We start from the raw sequence: 24,412 nt of genomic DNA on the forward strand, positions 1-24,412 counted from the left end.
GCCGCTGGGCATGGCGCGCGACGCCGTGTGATGAAACCCGCCCTTGCCGTCGTTTCACAGGTGTCGATCCCGGTAGCCCGTGGGCGGCTTTTGGAGAACTACATGTCGCTGATTTTGAGTTGCCGTGATTTGGCCAAGGCCCATGGCACCGAGAATCTGTTCGAGAACCTGTCGCTGAGTATTTTCGCTGGGGACCATCTGGGCTTGATCGGGCCGAACGGGGTTGGCAAGAGCACCTTGCTTCGCATACTGGCGAACCAGGATACGCCAGATGCGGGAGAGGTCGTCGTCAAGCGCCATACCCGGCTGGTTTACGTGCCCCAGGTCTCCAGCTTCGAGCCGGGACACACGGTGTACGAGATCGCCGTTGCGGCCGGTCGGTCGTTGGGCCTCCCGGAAGAGGAAGCGATCGTGGCGGCCCAGATTCAGCTAAGCCGCGCCGAGTTCGAGCATTTCGAAGCGCTGACGGAAACCCTCTCGGGTGGTTGGAAGAAACGGCTGGCGATTGCCTGTGCCCTTGTGGGCGAGCCCGAATGCCTGCTCTTGGACGAACCCACCAACCATCTCGACGTCGCCGGCGTGCTCTGGCTGGAAAGCCTGCTTTCCGCCGCCGACTTCACCTGGATCACGGTCAGTCACGATCGTTATTTTCTGGAAAACACGGTCAACAAGATCGCCGAGCTGAATCCGGTCTTTCCCGAGGGGATTCTTTTTTGCGAGGGGGGATACGACACCTTTTTGAGTCGCAAGGCCGATCTACTGGAAGCCCAGGCGAAATTCGAGCAGGCGCTGGTCAACAAGCTGCGGCGCGAGACCGAGTGGCTGCGGCGCCAACCGAAGGCGCGAACCACCAAGGCCAAATACAGGGTGGATCAGGCGGCTCGGCTCATGGAGACCTACGACGAGGTGCGTACCCGGCGTCAGATTTCCGACCGCGTCGATATGAGTTTTTCGTCTTCGGATCGCAAAACCAAGAAACTGATCGAACTCAAGGGCGTGGGCAAGAGCCTGGGCGACAAGCGTATCGTCGAAGGTTTGGAATTCCTGCTTTCACCTGGCCGACGCATCGGCTTGCTGGGCACCAACGGCACCGGCAAGACCACCATACTCAAATTGATCCTGGGCGAATTGGCGCCCGACCAGGGAAGGGTGCGCCACGCGGAACAACTGCAGGCCGTGTATTTCGACCAGAACCGCCAGGGACTCGATGCCGCCGAGTCCCTCAAACGATCGCTTTCTCCGGCGGGAGATTCGGTGATCTACAAGGGGCGCTCGCTGCACGTCATCTCTTGGGCCAAGCGGTTTCGGTTCGCCCCGGAGCAGTTGGAAACGCCAGTGGGCTCCCTGTCCGGAGGGGAACAGGCACGGTTGTTGTTGGCGCGCCTGATGTTGGTTCAGGCGGATGTGCTGCTTCTCGACGAGCCGACCAACGATTTGGACATCCCCTCGCTGGAAGAGCTGGAAGAAGCGTTGGAAGCGTTTCCCGGCGCGGTCGTGCTGGTTTCGCACGATCGCTATCTGCTGCGGCGCGTGTGTAACGGATTCATCGGGCTGGACGGCAAGGGCGGCTGGGCCGCTTATGGCAGCTACGAGCAGTGGGAACGCGAGCTTCAAGTGGAGGAGGAACCGAAGGCCAAGAAGGAGAAACCGGTCTCCTCATCACGGGAGGCGGCCGCCAAACCGGCCAGCCGCAAAAAGCTGTCCTACAACGAACAACGCGAGTTCGACGGCATGGAAGAGACCATCCTGAACGAAGAGGAACGCATCGAGAGTTTGAAGGCCGAGATGGCGTTACCGGAGACGGCCACCAATGCCGGCCGTCTCCAGGAACTGTTTTGTGAACTGAATGATTGCCAGAAAAAGGTAGAGGCTCTCTACGCCCGTTGGGCCGAGCTGGAAGCCAAGATCACCTGACCGCGAGCGCGATGCCAGGGGCGGAGCGCTCGCGCTTCGGGTCAGGTACCGCTCAATCGTTCGTCCAGCGGGGTGTTCATTTTCCAAAGAAGGTGGCTGATATAGGGACGCCGTTCCTCTCCCGTCGTGATCATCAGCAGTTTGGTGATCTTGAGGCCGAAGGGGTCGGTGAATAAAAGGATCAGCATTTCCTGAAGGAAGTCGGTGTTCAGGGTGATGTAGTTGTCGGTACCGACACCCAGTTTCACACCCTTCTTCTCCCACCACGAAAAGGGGTGATCCTTGTAGTCGTCGATGGCCGCCGTGAGTTTGTAATTGGAGCTCGGCAGCGACATCAGCGACACTTTTTTGTGGATCATTCGGTTCAGTACGTCGTGCTGGTAGTGCTCGATTTCGCGGGCGGTGTGAAACTTCACCTTGGTGAACAGCCGAATGTCCTCGGGGCTCAACCGCTCGCCACGCAGCAACATGTCGCGCACGTGCTCGCGGTCGTTCCAGGGCATGTCCTTGATTTCGTTGTACTCGATGGTGTTGGGACGGATCGCTTCACCCTTGGCGTTCCACTTCAGGACCCGTTGATACATGCTGTGGAAGTAGAAGTTGGGGTTGATTCCCAAGCTTAGGCCGTGCTCCAGGCAGTTGATGTGCCAGATGTTCATGGCGTTGTCGACGGCTTGAATCCCACAGCGCAGGTTCTTCCACGTTTCGCCGTGGTGGCTGCGCACCTGGAAGCCGTAGTACTGGAGTTTGCGAAAGCCCTGGTGCATGTCCTTGAAGTGGGCTTTCCGGTAGAAGTTGCGCTCGTTGCCGACCGTGTCCACCTCGCGCAGGTGATCGCGCAGGAAGGGGTACTTTTCCAAAAGGTCGAGAATGGTGTTGATCTGATCCAACACCGCTTCGTGTTTGGAGTCGAAGCGCGTGTGGTCGAAGAACTCGGGTTCCTTGCGGAAGCAAGGTGAAAGGATGAATTCGAACACCGGTTGCTCGCGCTTGAAATCGGCGAAGCCCTCGTAGAGACCGAGCGCCACGTCCTCGGAGGTGAGCGTTTCCAAGCCCGGGATGGTTTCGGACTCGTTGGCGGTGGCGCGGGAGAGCGTGAACTTGAGGCGAATGTTGCCCACGTTGTATTTGTGAAAAAGGGTGGAGGCCATGTGGTAGGCCGCTTCGCGATGGGCTTCGCGGGAGGTCAGGATCAACTTGGGCAGCATCAGGATCTGGAGGTAGCGGTCGAAACGCTCGTCATCCTTGAGCACCACCAGATTGGCGACATCTTCGGGTGATTCGATTCGGGCGCTACCCGGGCCGTAGACCGATTCGATCTTTTGCGCGACCGCCGCGCCGTTGGGCCCGTCGAGCAAGGCGCGAATCCTGGGGTAAATGAAATCCGGGGCGAGGCTGCCGGTCAAATGAATGTGTTCTTCGCGATAGGGAAGGGGAAAGGCGCGGAAAAAGTGGTAGAGGCCTGCCGCGAACGGATGCTCCAACAGGGCGTTCAAATCGACTCTGGCCGTCAGAAACCGTTCCAACAGTTCCTTGAATTCACCGACGCACGCATGGATTTCCGGAGCGGTGTCGCGCAAATCGCTACTGAGCATGAGGTCGAGGGTGTCGTCGAGGGTGATGCCGTTCGTCTGGCTGATGATTTCCGCGATGTGCCGCGTGAGTTTTGGATTGAAGCGATTTGAAAAATTCATTCAGGTACCTTCCACTTTATATTGAGGCATCGTCTCGACGGGACTGCTGGGTTGAGTTTCACCGGGCGGGATCCGTCGAGTGGGATCGCTGCCGGTTGTGGGTTCGGCAATTTTTCGGATTCTGACCATCTGCCGTGAGGTTTTCGTGATGACCCGGTGAGTTTTGATCAGGAGAGCCACCTGCGGAGCGAGGGGGGCGTCAATCCTTTTCACGGCGACGGGGGCAGCGGACGCAGGCCGTGCTCTCGGGAACCAGCATCAATCGCTTGATGGGAATCGGGTTGTCGCAGCGGACGCAAATGCCGAACGAGGGCTCGTCGATGCGGTTCAGGGCTTTGTCCAGTTGGTTCAGGCGGGTCCGCGCCTTGCGCAAATTGGCCTCGGAAATACTTTTGCTCTGAATGGCCTCCATCCGGGTCAGGCGCCCGATTGAACGGTCCGGCGCGATCGGTTGGGTCTGCTCCTCCAGGCCTTCGATGTCGTGGCGAAGGGTGGCCATTTCCGTTTGGATCAGGCTTCGAAGTTCGTCTTTGTCTTCTTGCTTCATGGGTCTCCTTTGGGGTCGTGGAACCGAGCCGGCCCTACCGATGCGGCAGTGGCGGGATTTCGATTCGCGGGGAAGGCCGAGTCCTGAAATCGGCTTGTGGGTAAACGGAATCCAGGGAGTGAACCTACTCCTGGTGGCGAACGACTCCTCCACCGGTTCCGTCGCGGCTCGAGCCATCGGGGCCCGAACATTTCGGCGGGACGGATACAAACGGGGAAAAAAGATGACCAGGCGGAAGCCATGGCGGGGAAAGGAAAAGACCCTGTACCTCGATCGTCGAGCTGATGGATCGGGCTCATTCGAGGCGTGAGGATAAACAAACACCTTAACGAACCAGACCCGCGAAAGGCAAGGGGAAAGTGCTCGATGCGGGTTGGAAGGGGGTGATAATGAAATTTTATGTATCTGAATTGGAATTCATGTAAACGTTTTGAAAACTAAGTTTTGTGGATGTGGATTAACCGCCGTTCACCCCTTCAAATGCTATAAATAGGCGCATTTTTTTAATTTTTTTATTACATTCGAGTACTTACCCTAATCTGTTCCTCATCGCTAAGTATCTATATTCGTGAGAGCTACACGATTGGTGATCTTTTGAAAAAAAATGCATTTAACATTTACAAATCCTTTGCGTTTTGTCGTGTGCGTGATAACATCGCAACTGTCCCACCCCTTCTACGGTGGTGAAACTTAATTAGGCAGGTTGCGATTTGGCGATATTTCCTTCCAGAAAACATCCAACTCTTCCTCGATTTCATGGGGTTTATTCTGGGATCTTTCGCTGACATGACTTCCTGACCATCATTGACTCGGCTTGTGTCCCGCGGGGGCCGCTCAATCCTCGCGTGACTTCGATGTCGCTCCATCCGCTTTCCTTCCTGGCTTTGCTGCCGTACCGCGACGGATGGTTTGGCGACTTGGTTCTCCTATGAGAACTCGATTCATGTTCATCGTTCGTTCAGGCTCGGTTGCCTGGCATTTACAGATAAAAGCATTTGTGTCTTGCGTTCTGCCGACACGACAGAGGAGTTTGACTTACATGAAGCGCATTCTTACGCCCATGGTCTATCTATGGTTCGCCGCATTGTTTCTCCTGACCGGACCCGCTCTGGCAGGTATCGCCAACCCCAACATTACCGTGCATTTAGGTGACGAAGGCAATCGCTTCGAAGCACGCATCGTCGGTGACGAATGGGCCAACTATTACGAAAAAGACGGTTACACCCTGATCCAAAACCCCTATATGGATGGTCGTTGGGAGTACGCCACCCTGGGCAAACGCGGTAACCTGGTACCCTCCGGGTATCCCGTCGTCGATGGTGCCGCCGTACCCGAAGGCTTCACCAAACACCTTCGCCCCGCACGCGATTACCGCGACATTCGCGAAGATTACTTCCCGACCGCCTACGCCAAATCGTGGGATCACGGCTACGGTTCCGAAGCCATGGCGAAAGTCCAGCGCAAGTACGAGCCGGAGTTGGTTTCCGGACCCCGCAATCTCCTGTTCATTCGCGTGTCTTTCAACGACCGCGATTTCAGCACCACCGCGGCCGACTGGGATCAAATGATCTTCGACGATACGGCCAATGCCAAGACGGTGACCAATTTTTACGACGACAACTCCTTCGGGCAGTTGGAAGTGCGCGGTGTCAACCACACCCAGGCCGCTCACAACGCGGGAATCATCAGCGTCAGCATCAACAAGAACCACCCCAACACGGGTCGCGCCGGCCTGTCTTCGTCCCAGAAGTACACGATCGAAACCGAATGGATCAACGCCGCGCTGGCCGAGGCCGCCAACCACGTCAACTTCTCCGGTTTGGACACCAATCGCGACGGCCGCTTGACTTTGGATGAAGCGGTCATCTATTTCATCGTGGCCGGCTACGACGCCGCCTCCAGTGCCAAGGAACCCAACGTCTGGGGCCACAAGTGGAGCGCGTGGCGCGCCGGCGACGTCATGGCCGGTTCCGTCGAACTGCCCAGTTGGGCGCTGAACGGCGAACTCACCGACGACGACGGCCAGCACACCATGGGTGTCATCACCCACGAGCTGGGTCACTTGATGTGCGGTCTGCCCGACCTCTACGACATCAACGATCAGAACGCCGGCATGGGCATTTTCTCGCTGATGGCCGCCGGTTCCTGGGGCTCCGAGCCAGGCGAGCGCGGTGGCGCGACGCCGGTCAGCATGGACGCCTGGTGCCGCCACATTCTGGGATGGACCCAAGTGCGTACGCCCGGATCCAACGTCGACTTCCCCGCCGGCCTCACCGCCATCGATACACCCGTGATCTTCCAAGGCTCCCGTTCTCACGAATATTTCCTCGCGGAAAACCGCACGCCCACCGGTTGGGACCGCGGTATGATTCCCAGTCTTTCCGCAGCCCTGAGTACCGTGACCCGTGGTTCCTCGACCATCGAATCCCGCGCCATGACCTACACCGAAACCGGCGACATCACCGCCACGGCCGTATCCTGCAGCCTGGGTCGCAGCGGCGACTTCCCCGCCAGCGTCAGCGGCAAGATCGCCCTGATCGAGCGCGGTGAGATCTCGTTCGTAGACAAGGTGAACAACGCCAAGGCCGCCGGCGCCACCGCCGTCATCGTCTTCCAGAAGGCCGGTGAAGACGGTGTGGTTCAGGGAACCTTGGGTTCCGAAGGCGATTTCCTGCCCGCGGTCGGCGTCGGCCGTACCGACGGTCAGAACATGGCCGGACAGACGGTTCGCGTTTTGGTGCAGGGCGGTGCCTGGAACGGCGGTGTCCTGATTCAGCACGTGGACACGACCGTGGGTAGCGAGAACTCCAACGACATCAACAGCTCGGTCCACTCCCACCAGGGTGTGACGGTCGTCGAAGCGACCTCGATCGCGGGCTCCCTGGTGGCCGCCAACGGTTCCGGCGGTCACGGATCCCACCTGTTCTCGGCCGAGACCAACGCTTCCTGGAGCGCCTCCACCAACCCCGACAGCCGCTATTGGGACGGCTCCGATTCCGGTTTCGCCCTGTACGATTTCTCGGCTGCCGGTCAGAACATGACCGCGTCCACCTCCCCGAGCAACGTGGCACCCAACGCATCCTTCACCCATTCGGCTTCCGGCCTCGCCGTTTCCTTCAGCGACACCAGTTCCGACAGTGACGGCTCCATCGCCTCGCGTTCCTGGAACTTCGGGGACAACGGAACCAGCAACAGCGCCAACCCGAGCCACACCTACGCGGAGGCCGGTACCTACACCGTGACCCTTACGGTGACCGACAACGACGGCGCCAGCGACAGCACCTCGGTCAACGTCACCGTCGCCGACAGCAGCAGTGGCACCGACGCCCTGGAGAACGGCGTGGCCAAAACCGGGCTCGGTGCATCGAGGAGCGACACCCTTTCGTTCTACATCGACGTACCTGCCGGTGCGACCAACTTGAGCTTCAATACTTCCGGCGGTTCGGGCGACGGCGATCTGTACGTCAAGTTCGGCAGCGAGCCGACCACCGGTTCCTACGATCACCGATCCTGGAACTCCGGCAACACCGAATCCGTGTCCATCAGTTCTCCGCAGGCTGGACGCTACCACGTTCTGCTCCACGCCTACAGCACCTTCTCAGGCATGAGCCTGACCGCTTCCTACCAGGAAAACAACGGCGGCGGCAGCGGCGGCGGTCCTCAAACGGAGACCGTGACCGGCACGCTGGCCGGGCGTGCTTCCAAGAACTACACGCTGACGGTAACCGGCGGGACCATCGAACTCAGTGCCTCCTGGAGCGGTTCGGGCGACATCGACCTGTACCTGTACAATCCCTCCGGTACGCTGGTCAAGTCTGCCGAGAGCACGTCGAACCCCGAAGTGCTCGAGTACGACACCAACGGCGCCGCCGGTGAATATCGCATCGAGGTCTACAACTACAAGCGCACCTCGAAGAGCTATTCGCTGACCGTGACCTACGAATAAATCGCGCGCGGCGGGCCCTGCGGGGTTCGTCGCGGGTCACTTTTGCCTCAACCGAGCCGGGATGTCTCTCGAGACCCCCGGCTTTTTTGCGTTCGGACGATTCATGGGAACGTGCTTTTGAGGTAAAATTGAGTTAGATTGCATTGCCAACCAGTTGAAACTCAATGAGATTGCCTCCTTCTTTCGGGCCGGGTCGGCTGTGGATCGATACACCATGCCGAGTGGAGAACCATGTCCAAGTCCAAACCCAAGCCGCTGACCGGTCTCGCCTACATGAACCGGTTCCGCTGTATCGGCCCCGATTGTGAAGAAACCTGTTGCTACGGCTGGCGCATCAACCTGCCGCGTGCCGAATACGAAGACCTCACGGGCATCTACGGCTCGCAACGCGATGGTTTCGCCTGCTTTGAACTCAATAGCCTGCCGGAGGGGGTACCCGAGCGCCTGGCCAACGAAAGCTTTGCCTTCCTCAAAATGAAGGAAGACCTCTTTTGCCCTTTCCTGGACAAGGGTCTTTGCGTCATTCATCGCGATCACGGTGAATCGCATCTGCCGACGGTCTGCGCCACCTATCCCCGTCGCATCTTGGAATTGCCTCGGGAGGATGTGTTGACCGGCTCGCTTTCCTGTCCGGAAATGGCGCGCGTATGCCTGCTGGACGATGACGCGATGCAACCGGTGATCTTGGATCGCGATCAACTGCCCCAAAAAATCGAAGCCGCCACCACCGAACCGGAGCCGACACATTACTATGCGCGGTACTACGGCGCCATCAACGCCTATATCAAATGGGTCCTGGCCCAGAAAGAGCTGAAAGTGCGCGATTCCGCCTTCTTGTTCCTGACGTTGGCGGTGGAGATTCAACCCTTTTTCTATCGCGGCGTCAATGAAAACCCCGCATCCAAATTGGATGAGGTCCTGGGTCGCTTCGCCGATCCCCACTTCATCGTCGAACGGGTCAAGGCCTTTCGCGGGCTGCCCGAACTACAAAACGATCACGTGATCGAACTGGTGCTCGGAGCGATCGTCGCAGGCATCAAGCAACGGCGAAGTCCGATCTTCGCAGCCTTGGCCGTGCGCGTGTTGCAGGGGCTTCCCGAGGTGGTGGCCGCCTCCGGGAAGGGAGAAATCTCGCTCGAACTGCCTGTCGGTGACATCCGCAGGCGCGCCCTGGACCGAGGCGCTCGCCTCGATGCGGTATTCGGCCCGCGGCTCGAGGCGATCCTGCGCAGGTTCACGGTCAACTTCTGGGTACAGAACCTGTTCGTGGACGAACCGGACTTGCTGTTTCAGGTGCGCAAATACCTGTTCTATTTGGGATCGATCCGGTTTCTGCTGGTGAACCATCCCGCCTTGTTGGATTCACTATCCTCCACCGAAGCGGAGGCGACGCCTGTCTTCGAGAAGGCGGTCGTGGAAGTCGTGCAGTCTTTTCTGAGGGCGTACGACCACGATGGACGCATTTTGCGTGGCGTCTTGGACGGTATGCAGCCACTCGGTTTGGATCGGTTGGAAACGCTTCGAGATCTCTTGTTGGTCTGAGCGGGCGCCCATGACCGAAGACAAGCGTAAGTGGGTATTGGCGCGGGTGCCGCTGCACGGCAAACGCGGCATCCTGGTCGAGCGGACTGCCTACGAACGTGTGTCGCGCGTCATCCTGGCCGAACTGGCGCGTGAGGAACCCCAGGCCCAGAAGGTCCTCGCGGCGCGGGTCCGCGACCGGTTGGACCGCGACGAAACGCCGCGGTTTCGCAACTTCACCTGGCTGTTTCAAACGGTCGCCCGCGACTTGATCGCCCGCGGCCTGCTGGCCACCGACGCGCATCGTGAGAGCCTCTGGCGCGTGATCCCCGAGGTGCCAACGGAGATCACCTGAACGGTTCGATCAACCCTGGCCGAAGGTGGCACCACCCCCGGCGAGGTAGGCCAGCTCGGCTTCGGTGGATTCTCGGTCCAAGGCGCGATTGCGGTGCGGGTAGCGACCGAAACGGCGGATGATGTCGCGGTGACGTTCGGCGTAATCGCAGTAGCCTTTCAGCAGTTTGGCGCCCGGTATGTCGGCGAATTCGCGGTGCAACGCTTCGAATTGGGCCACGCTGAGATCCTGGTCTTCCAAGGACTCGCTGTGTTCCAACGGCATGTAGAAGAAGGCTCGCTGGGCTGGGGACAACCGCTTGTCCTCGCCGCGATCCAGGCCCTGTTTGCTGAGCTTCAGCGCGATGGGATCGCCGGCGAAGGCTCGTGCGGAGCCGCGGAAGATGTTGCGGGTAAACTGGTCCAGCAGGATGATCTTGGCCAGGCGGAATTTCGGCTCGTCGGGCCAATCTTCCAGATCTTCGGCCAGTGCCCGGGTCACCAGGGCGCCGAACCGTCGCTCGATCTCGCGGTCCAGGTCGGGACCCGATGACCACCAAAGCTTTTCGCGGTCTTTCCCCGACATTCCGGTCTCGTCCAATTCACCGAACCAGAAATCCAATACCTCTTCAGCGCCCGTCATGGCGTCCTCCCTTTTCAAAGTGTTCGTTTCTCTCTGGACCAGCCGCTCGAAAACGAGAACGGAGTGCGAGCCCGTTCTCGATTTCGGTGGGTGATGGGATTCGGGTATGTGATCAGTCGAGGGTGATTTCGTCGAAATCCGGTACCGATCGGTGGAACGGATGAGCTTCCTGGGCACCATCGCGGATCAGCCAACGCGTTTGCATACCCGCCGCGGTCGCGGCGTCCAGTTCTTCCACGATGTCGGAGAGGAACAGGATCCGTTCGGGCGCCAGCCCGATGGATTTGGCGATGGCGCGGTAGGAGGAGGCTTCCTTTTTGGGTCCCGTGGTGGTGTCGAAATAGCCTTTGAACCAGGGGCGGAGATCGCCGTAGGTCGTGTGTTCGAACATCAGCTTCTGGGCCTTGATCGAACCGGAAGAGAAAATGTAGAGATCCAGGCCGGATTTCGACCATCGCTCCAGGTGGCGGTGCGCATCCTCGTACAGATGAGCCTGGTAATCGCCGTCGCGATAGCCTTTTTCCCAAATGAGTCCCTGCAGCGCCTTCAGCGGCGTGACCTTGCGGTCCTCGTCGATCCATCGGATCATGGTCGCCGCGATGGCCGCACCGTCGGCGTCGGGCGTCCCCGCTTCACGGCGGGCATCGTCGAGGATGGCCTTTACCTCGGGTTCGTTACCGCGCTCTGTCACGAACCCTTCGAGATGTTTGCGGGCGTAGGGAAACAGAATGTCCTTCACGAAACTGATCGAGCTGGTCGTGCCCTCGATGTCCGTCACCACGGCCTGTACCGGCTCGTCGGCCACGAAACGCGGAAAATGCGAGGCGATGGGATCCTTGGTCCAGTTGGCGACCCATCCTTCGGGATTGGTGAAAAATCGTATCGCGGTGAATTCGGGTTGGTTGCCCATGTCGAACCAGTGGCGTGTGCCGTCGGGCACACCGATGAAGTCACCCTTGGTGCAGTGCACCACGTGGACCTTACCTTCCAAATGAAGGTAGAACAATCCCGAGCCTTCCACGAAGAACCGGACTTCGTCCTCGCTGTGGGTGTGCTCGTCCAGAAACTTGGCGCGGAATTCGGCTTTCTGGGGATGGTCCGGTTTCATGCGCACCACGTCGACGCTCTTGAACCCGTTTTCTTCCATGATGCGGTCCACGTCCGCGCGGTAGGCTGCCAGGATGTCCTCCTGGTCGGCCGCCTCGGCCAGGGGGGCGCCGGCGTGCCAGCGCTCGAAGCGAATCCCTCGCTGTCCGAGCAAATCGGCGATTCGGTCGGCATCGGTGGTGTGCTCGAGAATCTGGTGGGGGTTGTCTTCCGCAAAAATCGTCAAACTCGTCGTGTGCCGTTCCGTCGGCGAATTCATGGCGATAGCCTCCTCATTTCCAATTCGCAGGCAAACAAAAATTCAAATGCCTCGATGTGGCGTCGCGTTTCTTCCATGGTGCGACCCCAGGTGTACAGGCCGTGACCCTGGATCAGGAATCCGTGCATGTCGGGTTGCCGTTCCAGCCGGTCGGCCAGGTCCCGAGCCAGGGCGTTCATGTCTTGGGTGTTGGGAAAGAGGGGAATGACCTCGCGTGTCGCGTGGGTAGACACCCCTTGAAGCGCTTTGAGAACTTCGTAATCTTCCAGGACGACGGCCTCGGCGTTTCCCGCGATTTTCGAAAGCACGGTCGCATTGATCGAATGAGTGTGGAGCACGGCCGCCGTGTCGGGAAAAAAGCGGTAGAGCGTCGTGTGCAGCAGCGTTTCCGCCGAAGGCCTCTTGCCGGGGTCCAGGGATTTACCGTTCATGTCCACCACCAGGATGTCGTCCCGGGTCAGGCGGCCCTTGTGTTTGCCCGATGCGGTCAGGGCCGCGTGATCGCGGTCCAGGCGTGCCGAAAAGTTGCCGCTCGTAGCCGGCACCCAGCCGCGATCGTACAGGAAACGACCCGCCTCGATCACTTCTACGGCCTTCGTTTCCACCAATTTGGGATCCATCTCATGTATCTCCCTGTCAGGGTTTCAAAAGCGTTGCTTTGGGAACGGAACCAGCGGGCATCGCGAGGTCGCATTGGCTACCCCGAAGCGATCGGTCGTGCTGGCGTCATCCTGGAAGCGCCATCATACTAGCACGACTCCCGTCGTTCGTCGCCGACCTCGAAGCGACTCCTCGTTTCGAGGCCTGTTACGCCCGCCTGGTCTCGTTCGCGGTGGTCGATGCGGTATGCCATCGGGGCGGGTTTGCGGCCACGGATTCAGGCGGCTTCGGGGCCACGCTCCTGTGGCAATCCCGGCAGTTCACAGGCCACGATCAAGCCGCCGCCTTCTCGAGTCTGGAGGCGAAGGCTGCCACCGTGGAGTTCCAGGATCTCGCGGCAAAGCGTCAAGCCCAGACCGGTACCACTGGGTTTGGTGCTGAAGAAGGGGAGCAGCGCGCGGTTCATCGTCTCCGGACTCATACCGCGTCCACGATCCATCACTTGAAAATGAACCGCTCCCGGGATTTGTCCGGGAGCCAGTTTCAGGACCACCGATTCCTTGTCGGTGCCGGTCGCTTCGTGGGCATTCTTGAGGAGGTTGATCAGCACCATCTGAATTTGGGCCGGATCGAACCAGCCGCGTTGGGACGGGTCGTCCATGTCGAGCCGAAATCCGTAGAGCGGCTCGACCTTGGCGAGGAAATCGCGCCACGAGACCCATTCCTTGCGCGGATTCGGCAGCCGGGCGAAGTTGGCGTAGTCTTCCAGAAAACGGACCAGATGGTCGATGCTGGTGGACATGGTATCGAAGACCGAAGCCAGTTTCACCTCGTTGGGCGCCTCGCGGGCCAGCAGTCGCGCGCTGTGCAAGAGCGAGCTGAGCGGCGCCAGCGAGTTGTTCAACTCGTGGTTGATCAGGCGGATCATTTTCTTCCAGGTTTGCACTTCCTTGCGGCGCATTTCGCGGGTGAGATGTTTGATCATGACCAGTCGATGGCGAATACCGTTCAAATGAAACGGGATCGAGCTGATGTGGTAGGTCTCCGCTTCCTCTTCCCGCTGGAGGTTGAGCAATCCGGTTTCCTCGCGTTCCAGAAACCGGCCCAGGGCCTCGGATGCCGCGGCCGTCAGCTCGTAGAAGTGGAGCCCGATCAGGGATTTGCCGAGAGGAAATCGTTGCTGGGCGGCGCGATTGGCCAACAGAATTCGGTCGTGCGGACCGACGAGGAGAATCGCCATGGGCGTGTGTTGAATGACGGTGTCCAGCAGCAGCTCTTTCTGGAACAGGGTATTGCGCTCTTTTTGAAACGCGTCGGCGAGTTGGTTGTAGAGGTCGATCATTGCCGCCAGTTCCGGTTGACGGGGACGTCGCAACCGGAAGCTGAAGTCGCCGTCCTCGAGGGTGCGAATGCCAGCATCGAGAATCCCCAGCGCCCTGCGAAAGGGCTCCAGGACCCAGTAGGCGGTCAGCGCCGCGGCGGGAAGGCCGATGATCAGCAGCAGGCTGGCGGTCTCGGTGCCGGAAAGGCGATGGGCCACGGCCGACCAGGCGAGAAAGATCATCAAGCCCAGGAACAGGAGAAGCGCGATCACCAGGCGGATTTGCAGGTTCAGGTTGCGGTCGAGTGGCCGCTTACTTGGGCCTTCGTTCCCAGACAATGCCAAACTTCTCCATTTTGCGGTATAGCGCCTGACGGCTGAGGCCCAGTGCGGCCGCCGCCTTCGAGACGTTGCCCCGACTGTCGAACAGGGCTTTTTCGATGCCGGCCTTTTCGGCCCGTGAAGAGGGATCTTCGACCGGTTGGAGGACAGGTGCCGGTTTGAGGTCCAAATCGGCGGGCGTCAACTGCGAGGATCGACAGACCAGGGCGCCGCGAACCAACCGGTTACGCAACTCGCGAACGTTCCCTGGCCAGGGGTGGCGTACCAGGGCCTGCTCCGATTCCGGCGCGAGCGACTTTCCCCGGGTCTCGGCGAGGGTGTTCAGGAAGTGACGCGCCAGCGGAAGAATGTCGGCCGACCGTTCCGCCAACGAGGGCAGGCGCAACTCCACCACGTTCAGCCGGAAGAACAGATCTTCGCGAAAGGAGCCTTCGGTGATCGCGGTCGGCAGGTCCTTGTTGGTGGCGCTGATGACGCGGACATCCGTCCGGATCGTCTTGTTGGAACCCAGGCGCGAGAACTCACCGGTCTGGAGCACGCGCAGCAGCTTCATCTGTCCGGCGAGGGACAGGTTGCCGATTTCGTCCAGGAAGAGGGTGCCGCGATTGGCTTCCTCGAATCGGCCGATGCGATGGCGTGCGCCCGTGAAGGCGCCGGGCTCCGAGCCGAACAGCTCGGCTTCCATCAATTCGTTGGGCAGGGCTCCGGCGTTCACCTTGACGAATGGTGCGCGCGCCCGGTTGGAATGGGCTTGAATCAATTCCGCCAGCTTTTCTTTGCCGACCCCGTTGGGACCCGTGATCAGGACCGGCACGTCGGCATCGGCCACCTGAAGCGCCGTCTCCACCAGGCGGTCCATCTTCGCGTCGGCGTAGATCAGATCCCCGATCGACTTGGCGGCTCTCGAATCGGCCGGAGTGGCGCGCGCCCTGCGTTCGTCGAGCGCCTTTTTGAGAGAGTGAATCAGCTTTTCGTCGTCCCAGGGCTTGCGCAGGTAGTCGTACGCGCCTTCCTTGACCAATTTCACCGCGGTTTCCAGAGAGGACCAGGCGGTAATCAGGAAGATCGGTAGTTGCGAATCCAGCTCGCGCAGGTCGCGAAACAGGCGTTCGCCTTCTTCACCGGAGGTATTGTCCTCGGTGAAGTTCATGTCTTGAATCACGGCACCGGGGAGCCGTTCGCGCGCGAGGGCGAGCCCCTGAAGCGGGCTGTTCGCCTGGCGCGAGGGAATCTGGTGGAGATCCAGCAGCACCTGAAGCGCGGTGCAAATCGTTTGATTGTCATCGATGATCAGTACGTCCTGCATGGGCAGTATCTTACTAGCGCCTACCCGGAAACGGAATCAATACGGCAAACGAAGCGGCCTGGCTGAATGGGCACGGCATCGGCCTTTGGGCTTTGGACCTCAACAAAGCTCTTGTTTTCAGTTGACTGGCCGAGATGTGAAGCCCGCCGATCGAAAATGGTCAGTATGGAGGATTCGGCCGATCCGGTCAGTTCCGGTTCAAGGGAAGGCTGACCACGAATTCCGCGCCGTGATCGAGGCCTTCGCTGAAGGCCTTGATCGAACCGCCCATTTCGGTCATGGCGTTGGCGGCCACGTGCAGGCCGATCCCGTTGCCTCCGGGCTTGGTGGTAAAGCCGTAGTTGAAAATCTTGCCCAAATCCGCGGCTTCGATGCCGCGACCGTTGTCGCTGATGCGGATGTTCAGCTCTTTGCCGTCCAGTTCGCGCACTTCGATCCGGATTTCTTTCTCGTCCTCGGGGAAACTCATCTGTTGCAGGCTTTCGCGACTGTTCTTCACCAGGTTCGTGATGACGTGCATCAGCTTGATTTTGACCGCCGCGAAGGGGGCCACTTCCTCGAAATCCTTCACGATGCGGATTTGGGGCGCGTCGAGCGACGACTGCTTGAGCTTGATCGAGTGTTCGATGAGCTCGTGAATGTCCACGTCTTCCACCAGGAATTCGGAAGTGGCGTATCCGCGCTGGGCCGAGATGTCGTCGGTGATCATCTGGATCTTTTCCATCAGCGTCTTCAATTCCGCTTCGAGCTTATGGGCATCTTCTTCTCGAATGGTTTCCAAGCGCTCGTAATAGGCGATCAGTTGCTTGCCTTTGGGGTGCGTTCCGATCGGTTCCTGAACGGTTTTGAGCATTTCGTTGGCACGCTTGAGGCCCTTGAGTTTGGTTTCGGTCACCGTTTCGTGAATGACGCCCACCGAAATGGTGATGCTGTTGAGAATGTTGCCAATATTGTGCAGCACGCCCGTGGCGATTTCGGCCATACCGGCTTTGTGGGCGGCGTCGATGAGCTGTCGTTGGGTCTCCCGGAGCCGAACGTTGGTGGAGCGCAATTCCAGGTTGGTGCGTTCCAGGTCGATGCGCTTCTCTTCCAGCTCGCGGAGCAGCTCGACCTTTTCCATGGCGTTGGTGATGGCTTGGGCCAACAGCTTCTGAGAAAAAGTACCCTTGACCAGATAGTCCTGGGCCCCCGATTTCATGGCCTCCACCGCGGTCATCTCGTCGCCCTGACCGGTGAGGATCACCACCGGGATGAATCCCAACTGCATTTTGTTCTTCAGTTCGTCGAGGAACTTCAGCCCCTTGATGTCCGGTAGGTGGTAATCGATCAACACGCAATCGATGGGCTCGGTACGGCAAAGGTCGAGCGCCTTGGCGCCGGTATCCGCCTCGCGAATGACGCAGGTGGAAAACTGCTTCATCAGCAGTTTGCTATAGACCTTCCGGCTGACCCGATTGCCGTCGACGACCAGCAGCCTGAGCGTACCTTGTTCCTCACCCTGATCCGGTTCGCTGATCGGGGCCGGATCGGGAATGGGCATGGCTTTGCTCGTTTGAGGCTGGTGGCCCGCATTCAAGGCGAGCGACCGCCGGTCCAAGAGGGTCATGGGTGAGGGGAATCCTTGGTCGAGGGGCTAGGGTTTGCGAAATTTTTATGCACTTTTTCCATATGTATCGGAAAAAAAGAATACATGCTGCATTTTAGCGTGGAACGCTTCCCATGACACAAAAAATCCTGGAGAGCGTTGGAAGCGGAGATGTACGGCCCCCAAGGCGCCCGCCGCTGGGCTCGGCATCGATTCGGTCGTCGCGGCAATCCTTGCGAAATGCACAAAAAAAATGGCTGGGTAGGTTACCCAGCCAAAGAAATGAGGAGAAAATATGCTTCTGAGACCGTTGGTGTCTCGTTTTCGTTCACACCCTATTACGTTTTGTGACTCTGATCAGTTTGAAAAATGTGTACAAAATACCAAAAAAAATGCGCGTCAACAGGGTCAGGTCGAAAACGCCTGATCGGCAAACAGGAGTCGAATGATATCAACCGAATCTCAACGAGTTGATTTTTTAGACTTTCGATTCATGAGTTTGCCCATATCCGAGGTGAGCGCCAAGACCGATGAACGATCGCGATCCGTCCTCCAAGATGCGGGTGAGTGACCCGAGTTGGGTGCTTGGAGACAAGCAAATGATGGCCTCGAGTACTTCCCACCGGGCGCCCGAGGCAAAAGAGCCTTTCCAATGACGCGATACTCGTGGCGGTTGCGGCAGCGTGGGGCATGCCTGCCCAACCAACGGGCAAATGCTCGAGTGGCTTGGCGCGCAATCACTTGCGCGCCGGCTGGCACTCCGGTCGATGTTCTCGGCTTCGGCCTCGCGACCGAAGGATGGGGTCTTTGCGCCCGACACCATGTTGGACGGCGTGCGCTACTCCGATATCACTGGAACCGCGATTGGTGAAATTCGCGCATCTCGTCGAGAACGGCCAGATAACTCTTGTAGCGGTGCTCCGTGACGATGCCCTGGCTCACACCCTCGCGAATGGCGCATTCGGGTTCGCTGTCGTGCAGGCAGGTGGAGAAGCGACAGTGACCCTGTGCTTCGGTGATCTCGCGGTAACCGAAACGCACTTGATCGGGTTCCACCGGTGGCGGGGCAAAATCGCGCAGGCCGGGACTGTCCGCCAGCCAGGCGTCGTCGCCCAAGGGGACCAGGGCCGAATAGGTGGTGGTGTGTTTGCCCGTGCCGCGTTTCTGGTCCACTTCTCCGGTGGCCAGGTTGGCTTCGGGCACCAATTGATTGATCAAGGAGGACTTGCCCACACCCGAAGCGCCGCTGAGCAGGCTGATACCGTGGGCGGTCATGTCGCGCAGGCGGTCGATGCCCAGGTTCTTCTTGACCGAGGTCTCGATGACCGGGTAGCCCAGGTCGCGGTAGATCGAGGGCAACGCGTCCACGCGATCGCCTTCCAGCAGATCGATTTTGTTCAAGACGATGGCGCACGGAATACCGGCCAGCTCGCAGGTGAGCAAATAACGGTCGATGAAACCCCAGTCCAGGCCGGGCTTGACGACGGCGCTGACGATGAACAATTGGGCCAGGTTGGCGGCCATCACCCGTTGGCGGCGCTTGTCGGTCAAGGCCCGGGTGAGGCTGTTGCGGCGCGGGGTGATATCGACGATGTAGCCGTCGACACCTCGCTGCTTGCGCTTCAGGAGTTCGATCGTGACTTCGTCGCCCACGACCGGAAGCCGGTATTCGGGATCCTCCTTGCGCTTGAAGATGCCCTTGGGACTGCACAGGTAGGTCTGACCGCGGTCGACGATGGTGATTTCATAAAAGCGATTGTGGGTTTTGGTAACCAAACCTTTCATGAAATCGTCCGGTTCATTTTGAATGACATGCTTTGACTCGACATTGAAGAAAGTGGGGGAGGCGGTCACAGGTGTGAAACTGAAAGGGGGGAACTCGACGCTCGGGGCTTCGATGCTCGGCCCCGCGTCTCGATCGCGACCGCTGGCCGCGCGAAAATGCACGGCATAAGCGCTTTCATTCTAACTCAATTGCCCCGAAAACCCGAGCGACCCAGTGGCCTCGGATGCAGATTTCTCGCGGGAGACCTCCCCGTATACGGTCCCTAGGCGCGAAAGATGAAGGTTCGCGCAATGGGTCGCGAATAAGCGTGGGGCCCGCGCACCAAATTGTCGTCCAGCGCAACAAAAAGCTGGAAACCATTGGAACAAATCTAGATTCAGTGCAAAATGGATGGCACCCAGAACGGCTCGGTGCTAGAATGGCCAAAGTTTAATGTTGGGTTTCCCTAAAACTTCGGTTCAGATCGCACGCACCGAACGATTTCGCCTTCATAAGGACTCGTCGGCCAGATGACGTTTTGTTTTGATGACAAGTTGTTCCAGCGAGGCCAAACCTGGCGGGAATGCGTGATGGCCTGGCAAACGCACCGCGAGACCTTTCTCGACCAACTGCAACAAACCACGAGATTGCCCAAGACCAGCCGCAAGTTGACCGGCTTTTCGCCCGGTACGCGCATGGTCGTGTACTACAGTATCTACAAGCTCGACAGTTGGATGAGTTTGCCCATCCTCGGTCCGGTGTTCGGGGCCCAGGAACATTTGGAAGTGCGATTCCACTGCGCCGAGCACTTTTTCCCGGTACTGGGTGAGCCGCTCGGTCGCTGCTCCCCCTTGGTCCTTCTCCTGGATGGGGAAGGGTCCGTCGTGGCGAGATGGGGGCCGCGCCCCGCTTCGGTGACCAAAGCCTTGGAGCAGATGTCCAACCGTGCCGCCTCCGATCGCGATCGCTGGCTGGCCCGCCTCGATTCGGTCCGGTTCGCGGGCTTGCTCGACGAAGAACTGGCCTTCTTTTTTACACGGGCCGCCTCCGAATCCGCCTGATCCCGCTTGCCCCTCCCGCAAATCCGCCGCGCCGGGTTATGATGAAGCGAAACGCATGGTGTGATCGCGAATCGGTGTGCCTTCGAGGCGAACATCGTTTCTGGAGGAGGGCGTCTTGAAGAAGTGGCTGTTGTTGTTCGGGTTGATCTCCGGATTCGGTGTGGGCGTTTTCGGGTACGAAGATTCCCTGATTCTCAAGGGCGGCGAAAAGGTGAAGGTGACCGGCTCCGTGGGGCTCGATCGCAACATGCTCGTGTTTCGCACCGAGGCCGGCGTCAACATGATGTTGAGCAAGGCGTTGGTCAACTGGCCGGCGACCGCCAAGGTCGCGCCCCACGTCTTCAAGGCGGTGTTCCCGGGGCAGCCGTTGCCGAAACCGCCACGGGTGGTCAAGCAGGCCCAGCCCAAGCGCAAGATCGTGATCGACAAGGATGCGCTCAGCAAACTCAAGCCCGGTCAGGGGCTTACCAACAAATGGGATGGCGATATTCCCAAATTGCCCCCGAAGACGAGCCAACCCAAAACGGCCGCGGCACCCAGTACGGCCGGGGATGCGCCGCGCATTCCGGTGATCCAGACCATTTCGCGTTCCAATCGGGTCGACCTGAATTCCCACATGGACAGGCAGCGCTACGTGATGTTCGATTTCTACGCCGATTGGTGCGGACCCTGTCGGAAGATCACGCCGAAGCTGGAAGCCTTGGTGCGTAAGTATCCCCACAAAGTAGCGCTCAAAAAGATTGACATCAAGACTTGGGGCAGCCCCGTCGCCGAACAGTACCGCATCAATTCGATCCCGCACGTCAAGCTCTACGATCCCAGTGGCAAACAAATGGTGAACGGCAGCGCGCAGGGGGCGATACGCAAGATCGAGTCGCTGGCCTCGCGAGAGGGATGGTAAATCCGGGTTCGCTTTCTTCCGTGAGTTGGAAAAACGAGTGTCGTTGGGCGTCGAGGCTGGGACCCGAACGGGAACCAATGTGCCGTGAATCGCGGGGGCTCGGGTATAATGGTGGAAACTCATCCATCATGATCGTCACGCGCACGCATTGGGAGGACCCGCCATGCCCGCCTCTGCCCAGCCCAATCTGCAGTCCCAGCTCGCCTTTCAGACCGAGCTGAACCGGATCAACCACCAAATTCATGGTGCGGGAGACATTTCCAAGATCCTGTCCACCATGTCGGAGCCGATCGGCAAGTTGCTGGGGGCGGAGCGCATCACCATCTACGCCGTGGACACCAAGAACAACCGTTTGTTTTCCATCAAGTTCGGCACCCAACCGCCGCAAATCATTCGGGTCAATCGCGACGAGAACAGCCTTGCCGGGTTCTGTGCGTTGAGCAAACGGACCCTCAACATTCGCGACGTCTACGACGAAGCCGAGCTCCGGCAAATCCATGCCAAGCTGCGGTTCGATCGCCGTTGGGACAAGGCCATGGGCTTTCGCACGCGTCAAGTCCTGGCCATCCCGCTGGTGTTCGAAAAGTACCTGCTGGGCGTGCTCCAGCTCATCAATCGCAAGGATGGCAAGCCGTTTTCGGATGGCGATACCAAGGCCGCCGAGGAGATCGGACGCACCCTGGCCATCGCTTTCTACAACCAGAACCGCTGCCAGCGGGCCGGTACCGGCAAACGCCGGTTGTACGGCGACCTCGTCGACCGCGGCCTGCTCAGCGAGAAGGAGTTGGAGGAAGACGTCACCCATGCGCGCGTCAATTGTCTCTGCCTGGGATCCTACCTGATGACCAAACACCAGGTTCCCAAGGCCGAGATCGGCAAGGCCCTGGCCGATTTCTACAGTTGTGATTTCTTCTTTTTCGACGGCAGCCAGACCATTCCCGAGGATCTCAAGACCCGGGTTCGTTACGACTTCTGGAAGAAGAACAAGTGTGCGCCGGTCAAGCGGGAAGGCGTGGCGGTCAAGGTCGCGGTCGTCGATCCCTTCGATCTCAACCGGATCGATTTGATCAAATCCGTCGGTTTGGCGCCGCGCATCGAGGCGGTGGCGGGGTTGGAGCCCGATATTCTGGCCTACCTCAACCATTCCTTCGGCGTGGCGGAGGAAGAGGCCGAAGTCGTCGAGCCTCCGCAGGAAGGTGATTTCGCCGAGATCCTGACCGAACTCGAGGCCGGTGAAGTGGGCGAGGTGATCGATCAGGGCGACGAGGACGACGAAAGCGAGGAAGTGCAAGGCGTGGTCGTCCGCCTGGCCAACAAGATCATTTCCGATGCCTTTCGCGACGGGGTCTCCGACATCCACATCGAGCCATGCGGCAAGACCGACCCCTGCGTCATTCGGTTCCGGCGAGACGGTCGCTGCTACAAGTACCAGGAGATTCCGGCGAGTCACCGGTCGGCGCTGGCCTCGCGTCTCAAGATCATGTCGCAATTGGACATTTCCGAACGCCGCAAACCGCAGGACGGAAAAATCCGGTTCCGAATGAGCGATGGCCAGGTCATCGAGTTGCGGGTGGCCTGCATCCCCACCTCCGGGGTCGGTAACGAAGACATCGTCATGCGCATCCTGGCCGCCAGCAAGCCGATCCCCTTGGACAAGCTTGGCATGCACCCCGAGTACTACGACAAGTTCCAACAGGTGGTGCGCGAGCCCTACGGGTTGGTTCTCGTGGTCGGGCCCACCGGTTCGGGCAAGACCACCACGCTGCACTCCGCGCTGGGCTTCATCAACCGCGAAGACATCAAGATCTGGACGGCCGAGGACCCGGTGGAAATCACCCAGAAGGGGTTGCGTCAGGTGCAGGTCAAGCCCAAGATCGGGTTCGATTTCGCGGCCGCGATGCGCGCTTTCCTGCGGGCCGATCCCGACGTGATCATGATCGGTGAGATGCGGGACCAGGAAACCGCGGCGACCGGCATCGAAGCGTCGCTGACGGGCCACCTGGTGTTCAGCACGCTGCACACGAACAGTGCCCCGGAAACCGTGACCCGTCTGTTGGACATGGGCCTGGATCCCTTCAACTTCGCCGACGCCTTGTTGGCCGTGTTGGCCCAGCGTCTGGTGCGCACCCTGTGCAAGAAGTGCAAGGAACCCTACGCGGCCAGCCAAGAGGAATTCGACGAGCTGCGCAAGAACTACGGGCCCGCCGAGTTTGACCGACGCATCGGTATCAAATACGGCCCGGACTTTCAGCTCTACCGGGGACCGGGCTGCCCGGCCTGTGCCGACTCGGGCTATCGCGGCCGGATGGGGATCCACGAGTTGCTGATGGGATCGGACGGATTGAAGCGCATCATCCTCGCCAACAAGACGGTCGACGACATTCGCAAGGTGGCGATCGAGGAAGGCATGATGACGCTGCTCCAAGACGGCATCTGGAAGGTCACGGACGGCCACACGGATCTCAGCCAGGTTCGCGCGGTGTGCATGAAGTGATGCGGCGGCCATCACGGCTCCAGGCGAAACACATCGAAGGACGACAGCCCGAGATACCCATGCGTCGGGTGAGATACCGTGTCTGGTGGGTTCGACCGGTTAAATCGGTGCGACCACTTTGATGGTGAATCACAGATGTACATATTCGGTATGGCATGCCGGACGTTCTGGGACGAGAACGGGAGCCTCTCGCCACGGTTTTGGTCGTCACCGTGATACCTCTGAACATGTCGTTGCCGAAACCGGATCGATCGCAGCCCATTCTCGAGAGGGGCGTCGTGCCGACATTCATTGACGAACTCCCCGAACCTCTAGCCGATTAGGTTTTTAGCTTTATCTTCAAGTCTTACAGAATTTGTTACATAAGAGCCCCGGACCAGCGGGCAAACCCGCTCGATTTCGAGAAAGAAACACCCTACCTGGTTTCTGGCGAAGGGACATGGCTCATTTACCCAAAAAATTAAGCAGGAATTCAAGAAGATTGGAAACCAGGAAAGGATCGGCATTGGTGACATATTATGGTTCTACTTTTCCTGGATTCGATCATTCCTGCCTTCCTGATCAAGATTTGACGACGGCAAGACCCAGCTCAGGTTGAAGGCACCATTTTGTTTCAAGAGAGCAGGGCCCAAACCTGAGGACCTGCTGACCCGAGACAACCGTTCGGGACCACAAAGTCGCCGCCCAGGCCGGGGGCCGGAATATCTTGGTGATCGCTGGCCGCGAGGGTTATATAGGGCAAGAGGAGTTCGTTGTGGAGTGGTGTGGGTGAACGAAACCACCCTTGCAAGGGGAGTTCAAGGAAAGGGTCATTCCGACCGACCAGATCAACCTGAATCGCGCCCTGAGGTTGTCTGGCCTCCGACGTTCTAATTCGCCCACCACATCTGGTCATGAGAAACAAAGAGACCCGGGGCTAAACACTGATGCAATGACCTGGCTGGTCGTGGTTTTGAAAAGTGAGATAGCCCCTCTAAATGTTGTTCGCAGTGTGGGCAACATGTTGGAAACGTGTTGCCCACACGTTCGTACGCGTGATAGTGCCAATAACAATCGGGTTGATGATTTTGTAA

16 protein-coding genes are annotated in these 24,412 nt (G+C 59.1%); 7 read left to right on the plus strand and 9 right to left on the minus strand.

Going from position 1 to position 24,412, the window contains the following annotated elements:
• Positions 1-102: 102 nt before the first annotated feature.
• A complete protein-coding gene (locus J3U87_RS01765; protein WP_237381305.1) occupies positions 103-1,914 on the plus strand; it encodes an ABC-F family ATP-binding cassette domain-containing protein in 1,812 nt (603 codons plus the stop codon).
• A gap of 41 nt (positions 1,915-1,955) precedes the next feature.
• On the opposite strand, the gene J3U87_RS01770 is transcribed toward J3U87_RS01765, so the two are convergent.
• Positions 1,956-3,608 (minus strand): amidohydrolase family protein, encoded by a 1,653-nt coding sequence (locus J3U87_RS01770; protein ID WP_237381306.1) that lies wholly within the window; start codon positions 3,606-3,608, stop codon positions 1,956-1,958.
• A 199-nt stretch (positions 3,609-3,807) separates the two neighbouring features.
• The gene (locus tag J3U87_RS01775; protein WP_237381307.1) at positions 3,808-4,155 is read right to left on the minus strand and encodes a TraR/DksA family transcriptional regulator; all 348 of its coding nucleotides are present in this window, start codon (positions 4,153-4,155) and stop codon (positions 3,808-3,810) included.
• A 1,039-nt stretch (positions 4,156-5,194) separates the two neighbouring features.
• On the opposite strand from J3U87_RS01775, the gene J3U87_RS01780 reads away from it, so the two are divergent.
• The 3 genes from J3U87_RS01780 to J3U87_RS01790 all read left to right on the plus strand — a co-directional run bounded on the left by J3U87_RS01780 (position 5,195) and on the right by J3U87_RS01790 (position 9,977).
• Positions 5,195-8,101: a M6 family metalloprotease domain-containing protein gene (locus tag J3U87_RS01780; protein WP_272932452.1), complete on the plus strand. Its 2,907-nt coding sequence runs from the start codon at positions 5,195-5,197 to the stop codon at positions 8,099-8,101.
• Positions 8,102-8,332: 231 nt separating this feature from the next.
• Positions 8,333-9,643 carry a flagellin lysine-N-methylase gene (fliB, locus tag J3U87_RS01785; RefSeq protein ID WP_237381308.1) on the plus strand — a complete coding sequence of 437 codons (1,311 nt, stop codon included), beginning with the start codon at positions 8,333-8,335 and terminating at the stop codon, positions 9,641-9,643.
• A gap of 10 nt (positions 9,644-9,653) precedes the next feature.
• Positions 9,654-9,977 (plus strand): DUF6958 family protein, encoded by a 324-nt coding sequence (locus J3U87_RS01790; protein ID WP_237381309.1) that lies wholly within the window; start codon positions 9,654-9,656, stop codon positions 9,975-9,977.
• Between the two features lie 9 nt (positions 9,978-9,986).
• Here J3U87_RS01790 and J3U87_RS01795 read toward each other — a convergent pair whose 3' ends face one another.
• The 7 genes from J3U87_RS01795 to rsgA form a co-directional block, all read right to left on the minus strand.
• Positions 9,987-10,598 (minus strand): DUF924 family protein, encoded by a 612-nt coding sequence (locus tag J3U87_RS01795; protein ID WP_237381310.1) that lies wholly within the window; start codon positions 10,596-10,598, stop codon positions 9,987-9,989.
• Positions 10,599-10,710: 112 nt separating this feature from the next.
• A complete protein-coding gene (gene mtnC, locus J3U87_RS01800) occupies positions 10,711-11,964 on the minus strand; it encodes an acireductone synthase (RefSeq protein WP_237381311.1) in 1,254 nt (417 codons plus the stop codon).
• Positions 11,961-12,584, minus strand: coding sequence for a methylthioribulose 1-phosphate dehydratase (locus J3U87_RS01805; RefSeq protein WP_237381312.1), 624 nt, complete (start codon positions 12,582-12,584; stop codon positions 11,961-11,963). Before J3U87_RS01805 ends, mtnC begins: the two co-directional genes overlap by 4 nt.
• Positions 12,585-12,841: 257 nt before the next feature.
• Positions 12,842-14,224 (minus strand): sensor histidine kinase, encoded by a 1,383-nt coding sequence (locus J3U87_RS01810; protein ID WP_237381313.1) that lies wholly within the window; start codon positions 14,222-14,224, stop codon positions 12,842-12,844.
• Positions 14,199-15,533: a sigma-54-dependent transcriptional regulator gene (locus J3U87_RS01815; protein ID WP_237381314.1), complete on the minus strand. Its 1,335-nt coding sequence runs from the start codon at positions 15,531-15,533 to the stop codon at positions 14,199-14,201. The genes J3U87_RS01810 and J3U87_RS01815 overlap by 26 nt, the downstream gene beginning before the upstream one ends.
• A gap of 187 nt (positions 15,534-15,720) precedes the next feature.
• Positions 15,721-17,139 carry a hybrid sensor histidine kinase/response regulator gene (locus J3U87_RS01820; RefSeq protein ID WP_237381315.1) on the minus strand — a complete coding sequence of 473 codons (1,419 nt, stop codon included), beginning with the start codon at positions 17,137-17,139 and terminating at the stop codon, positions 15,721-15,723.
• 828 nt (positions 17,140-17,967) lie between these two features.
• Positions 17,968-18,903, minus strand: a complete 936-nt coding sequence (rsgA, locus tag J3U87_RS01825; protein ID WP_237381316.1) for a ribosome small subunit-dependent GTPase A — start codon at positions 18,901-18,903, stop codon at positions 17,968-17,970.
• Between the two features lie 510 nt (positions 18,904-19,413).
• On the opposite strand from rsgA, the gene J3U87_RS01830 reads away from it, so the two are divergent.
• The 3 genes from J3U87_RS01830 (at position 19,414) to J3U87_RS01840 (ending at position 23,339) form a co-directional block, all read left to right on the plus strand.
• Positions 19,414-19,944: a thioredoxin family protein gene (locus J3U87_RS01830; RefSeq protein ID WP_237381317.1), complete on the plus strand. Its 531-nt coding sequence runs from the start codon at positions 19,414-19,416 to the stop codon at positions 19,942-19,944.
• Positions 19,945-20,059: 115 nt separating this feature from the next.
• On the plus strand, positions 20,060-20,845 hold the full coding sequence (locus J3U87_RS01835; protein WP_237381318.1) for a thioredoxin family protein: 786 nt from the start codon (positions 20,060-20,062) through the stop codon (positions 20,843-20,845).
• A 163-nt stretch (positions 20,846-21,008) separates the two neighbouring features.
• A complete protein-coding gene (locus tag J3U87_RS01840; protein WP_237381319.1) occupies positions 21,009-23,339 on the plus strand; it encodes a GspE/PulE family protein in 2,331 nt (776 codons plus the stop codon).
• Positions 23,340-24,412 lie beyond the last annotated feature (1,073 nt).

It is taken from the genome of Sulfidibacter corallicola, from assembly GCF_017498545.1.
GTDB lineage: Bacteria > Acidobacteriota > Holophagae > Acanthopleuribacterales > Acanthopleuribacteraceae > Sulfidibacter > Sulfidibacter corallicola.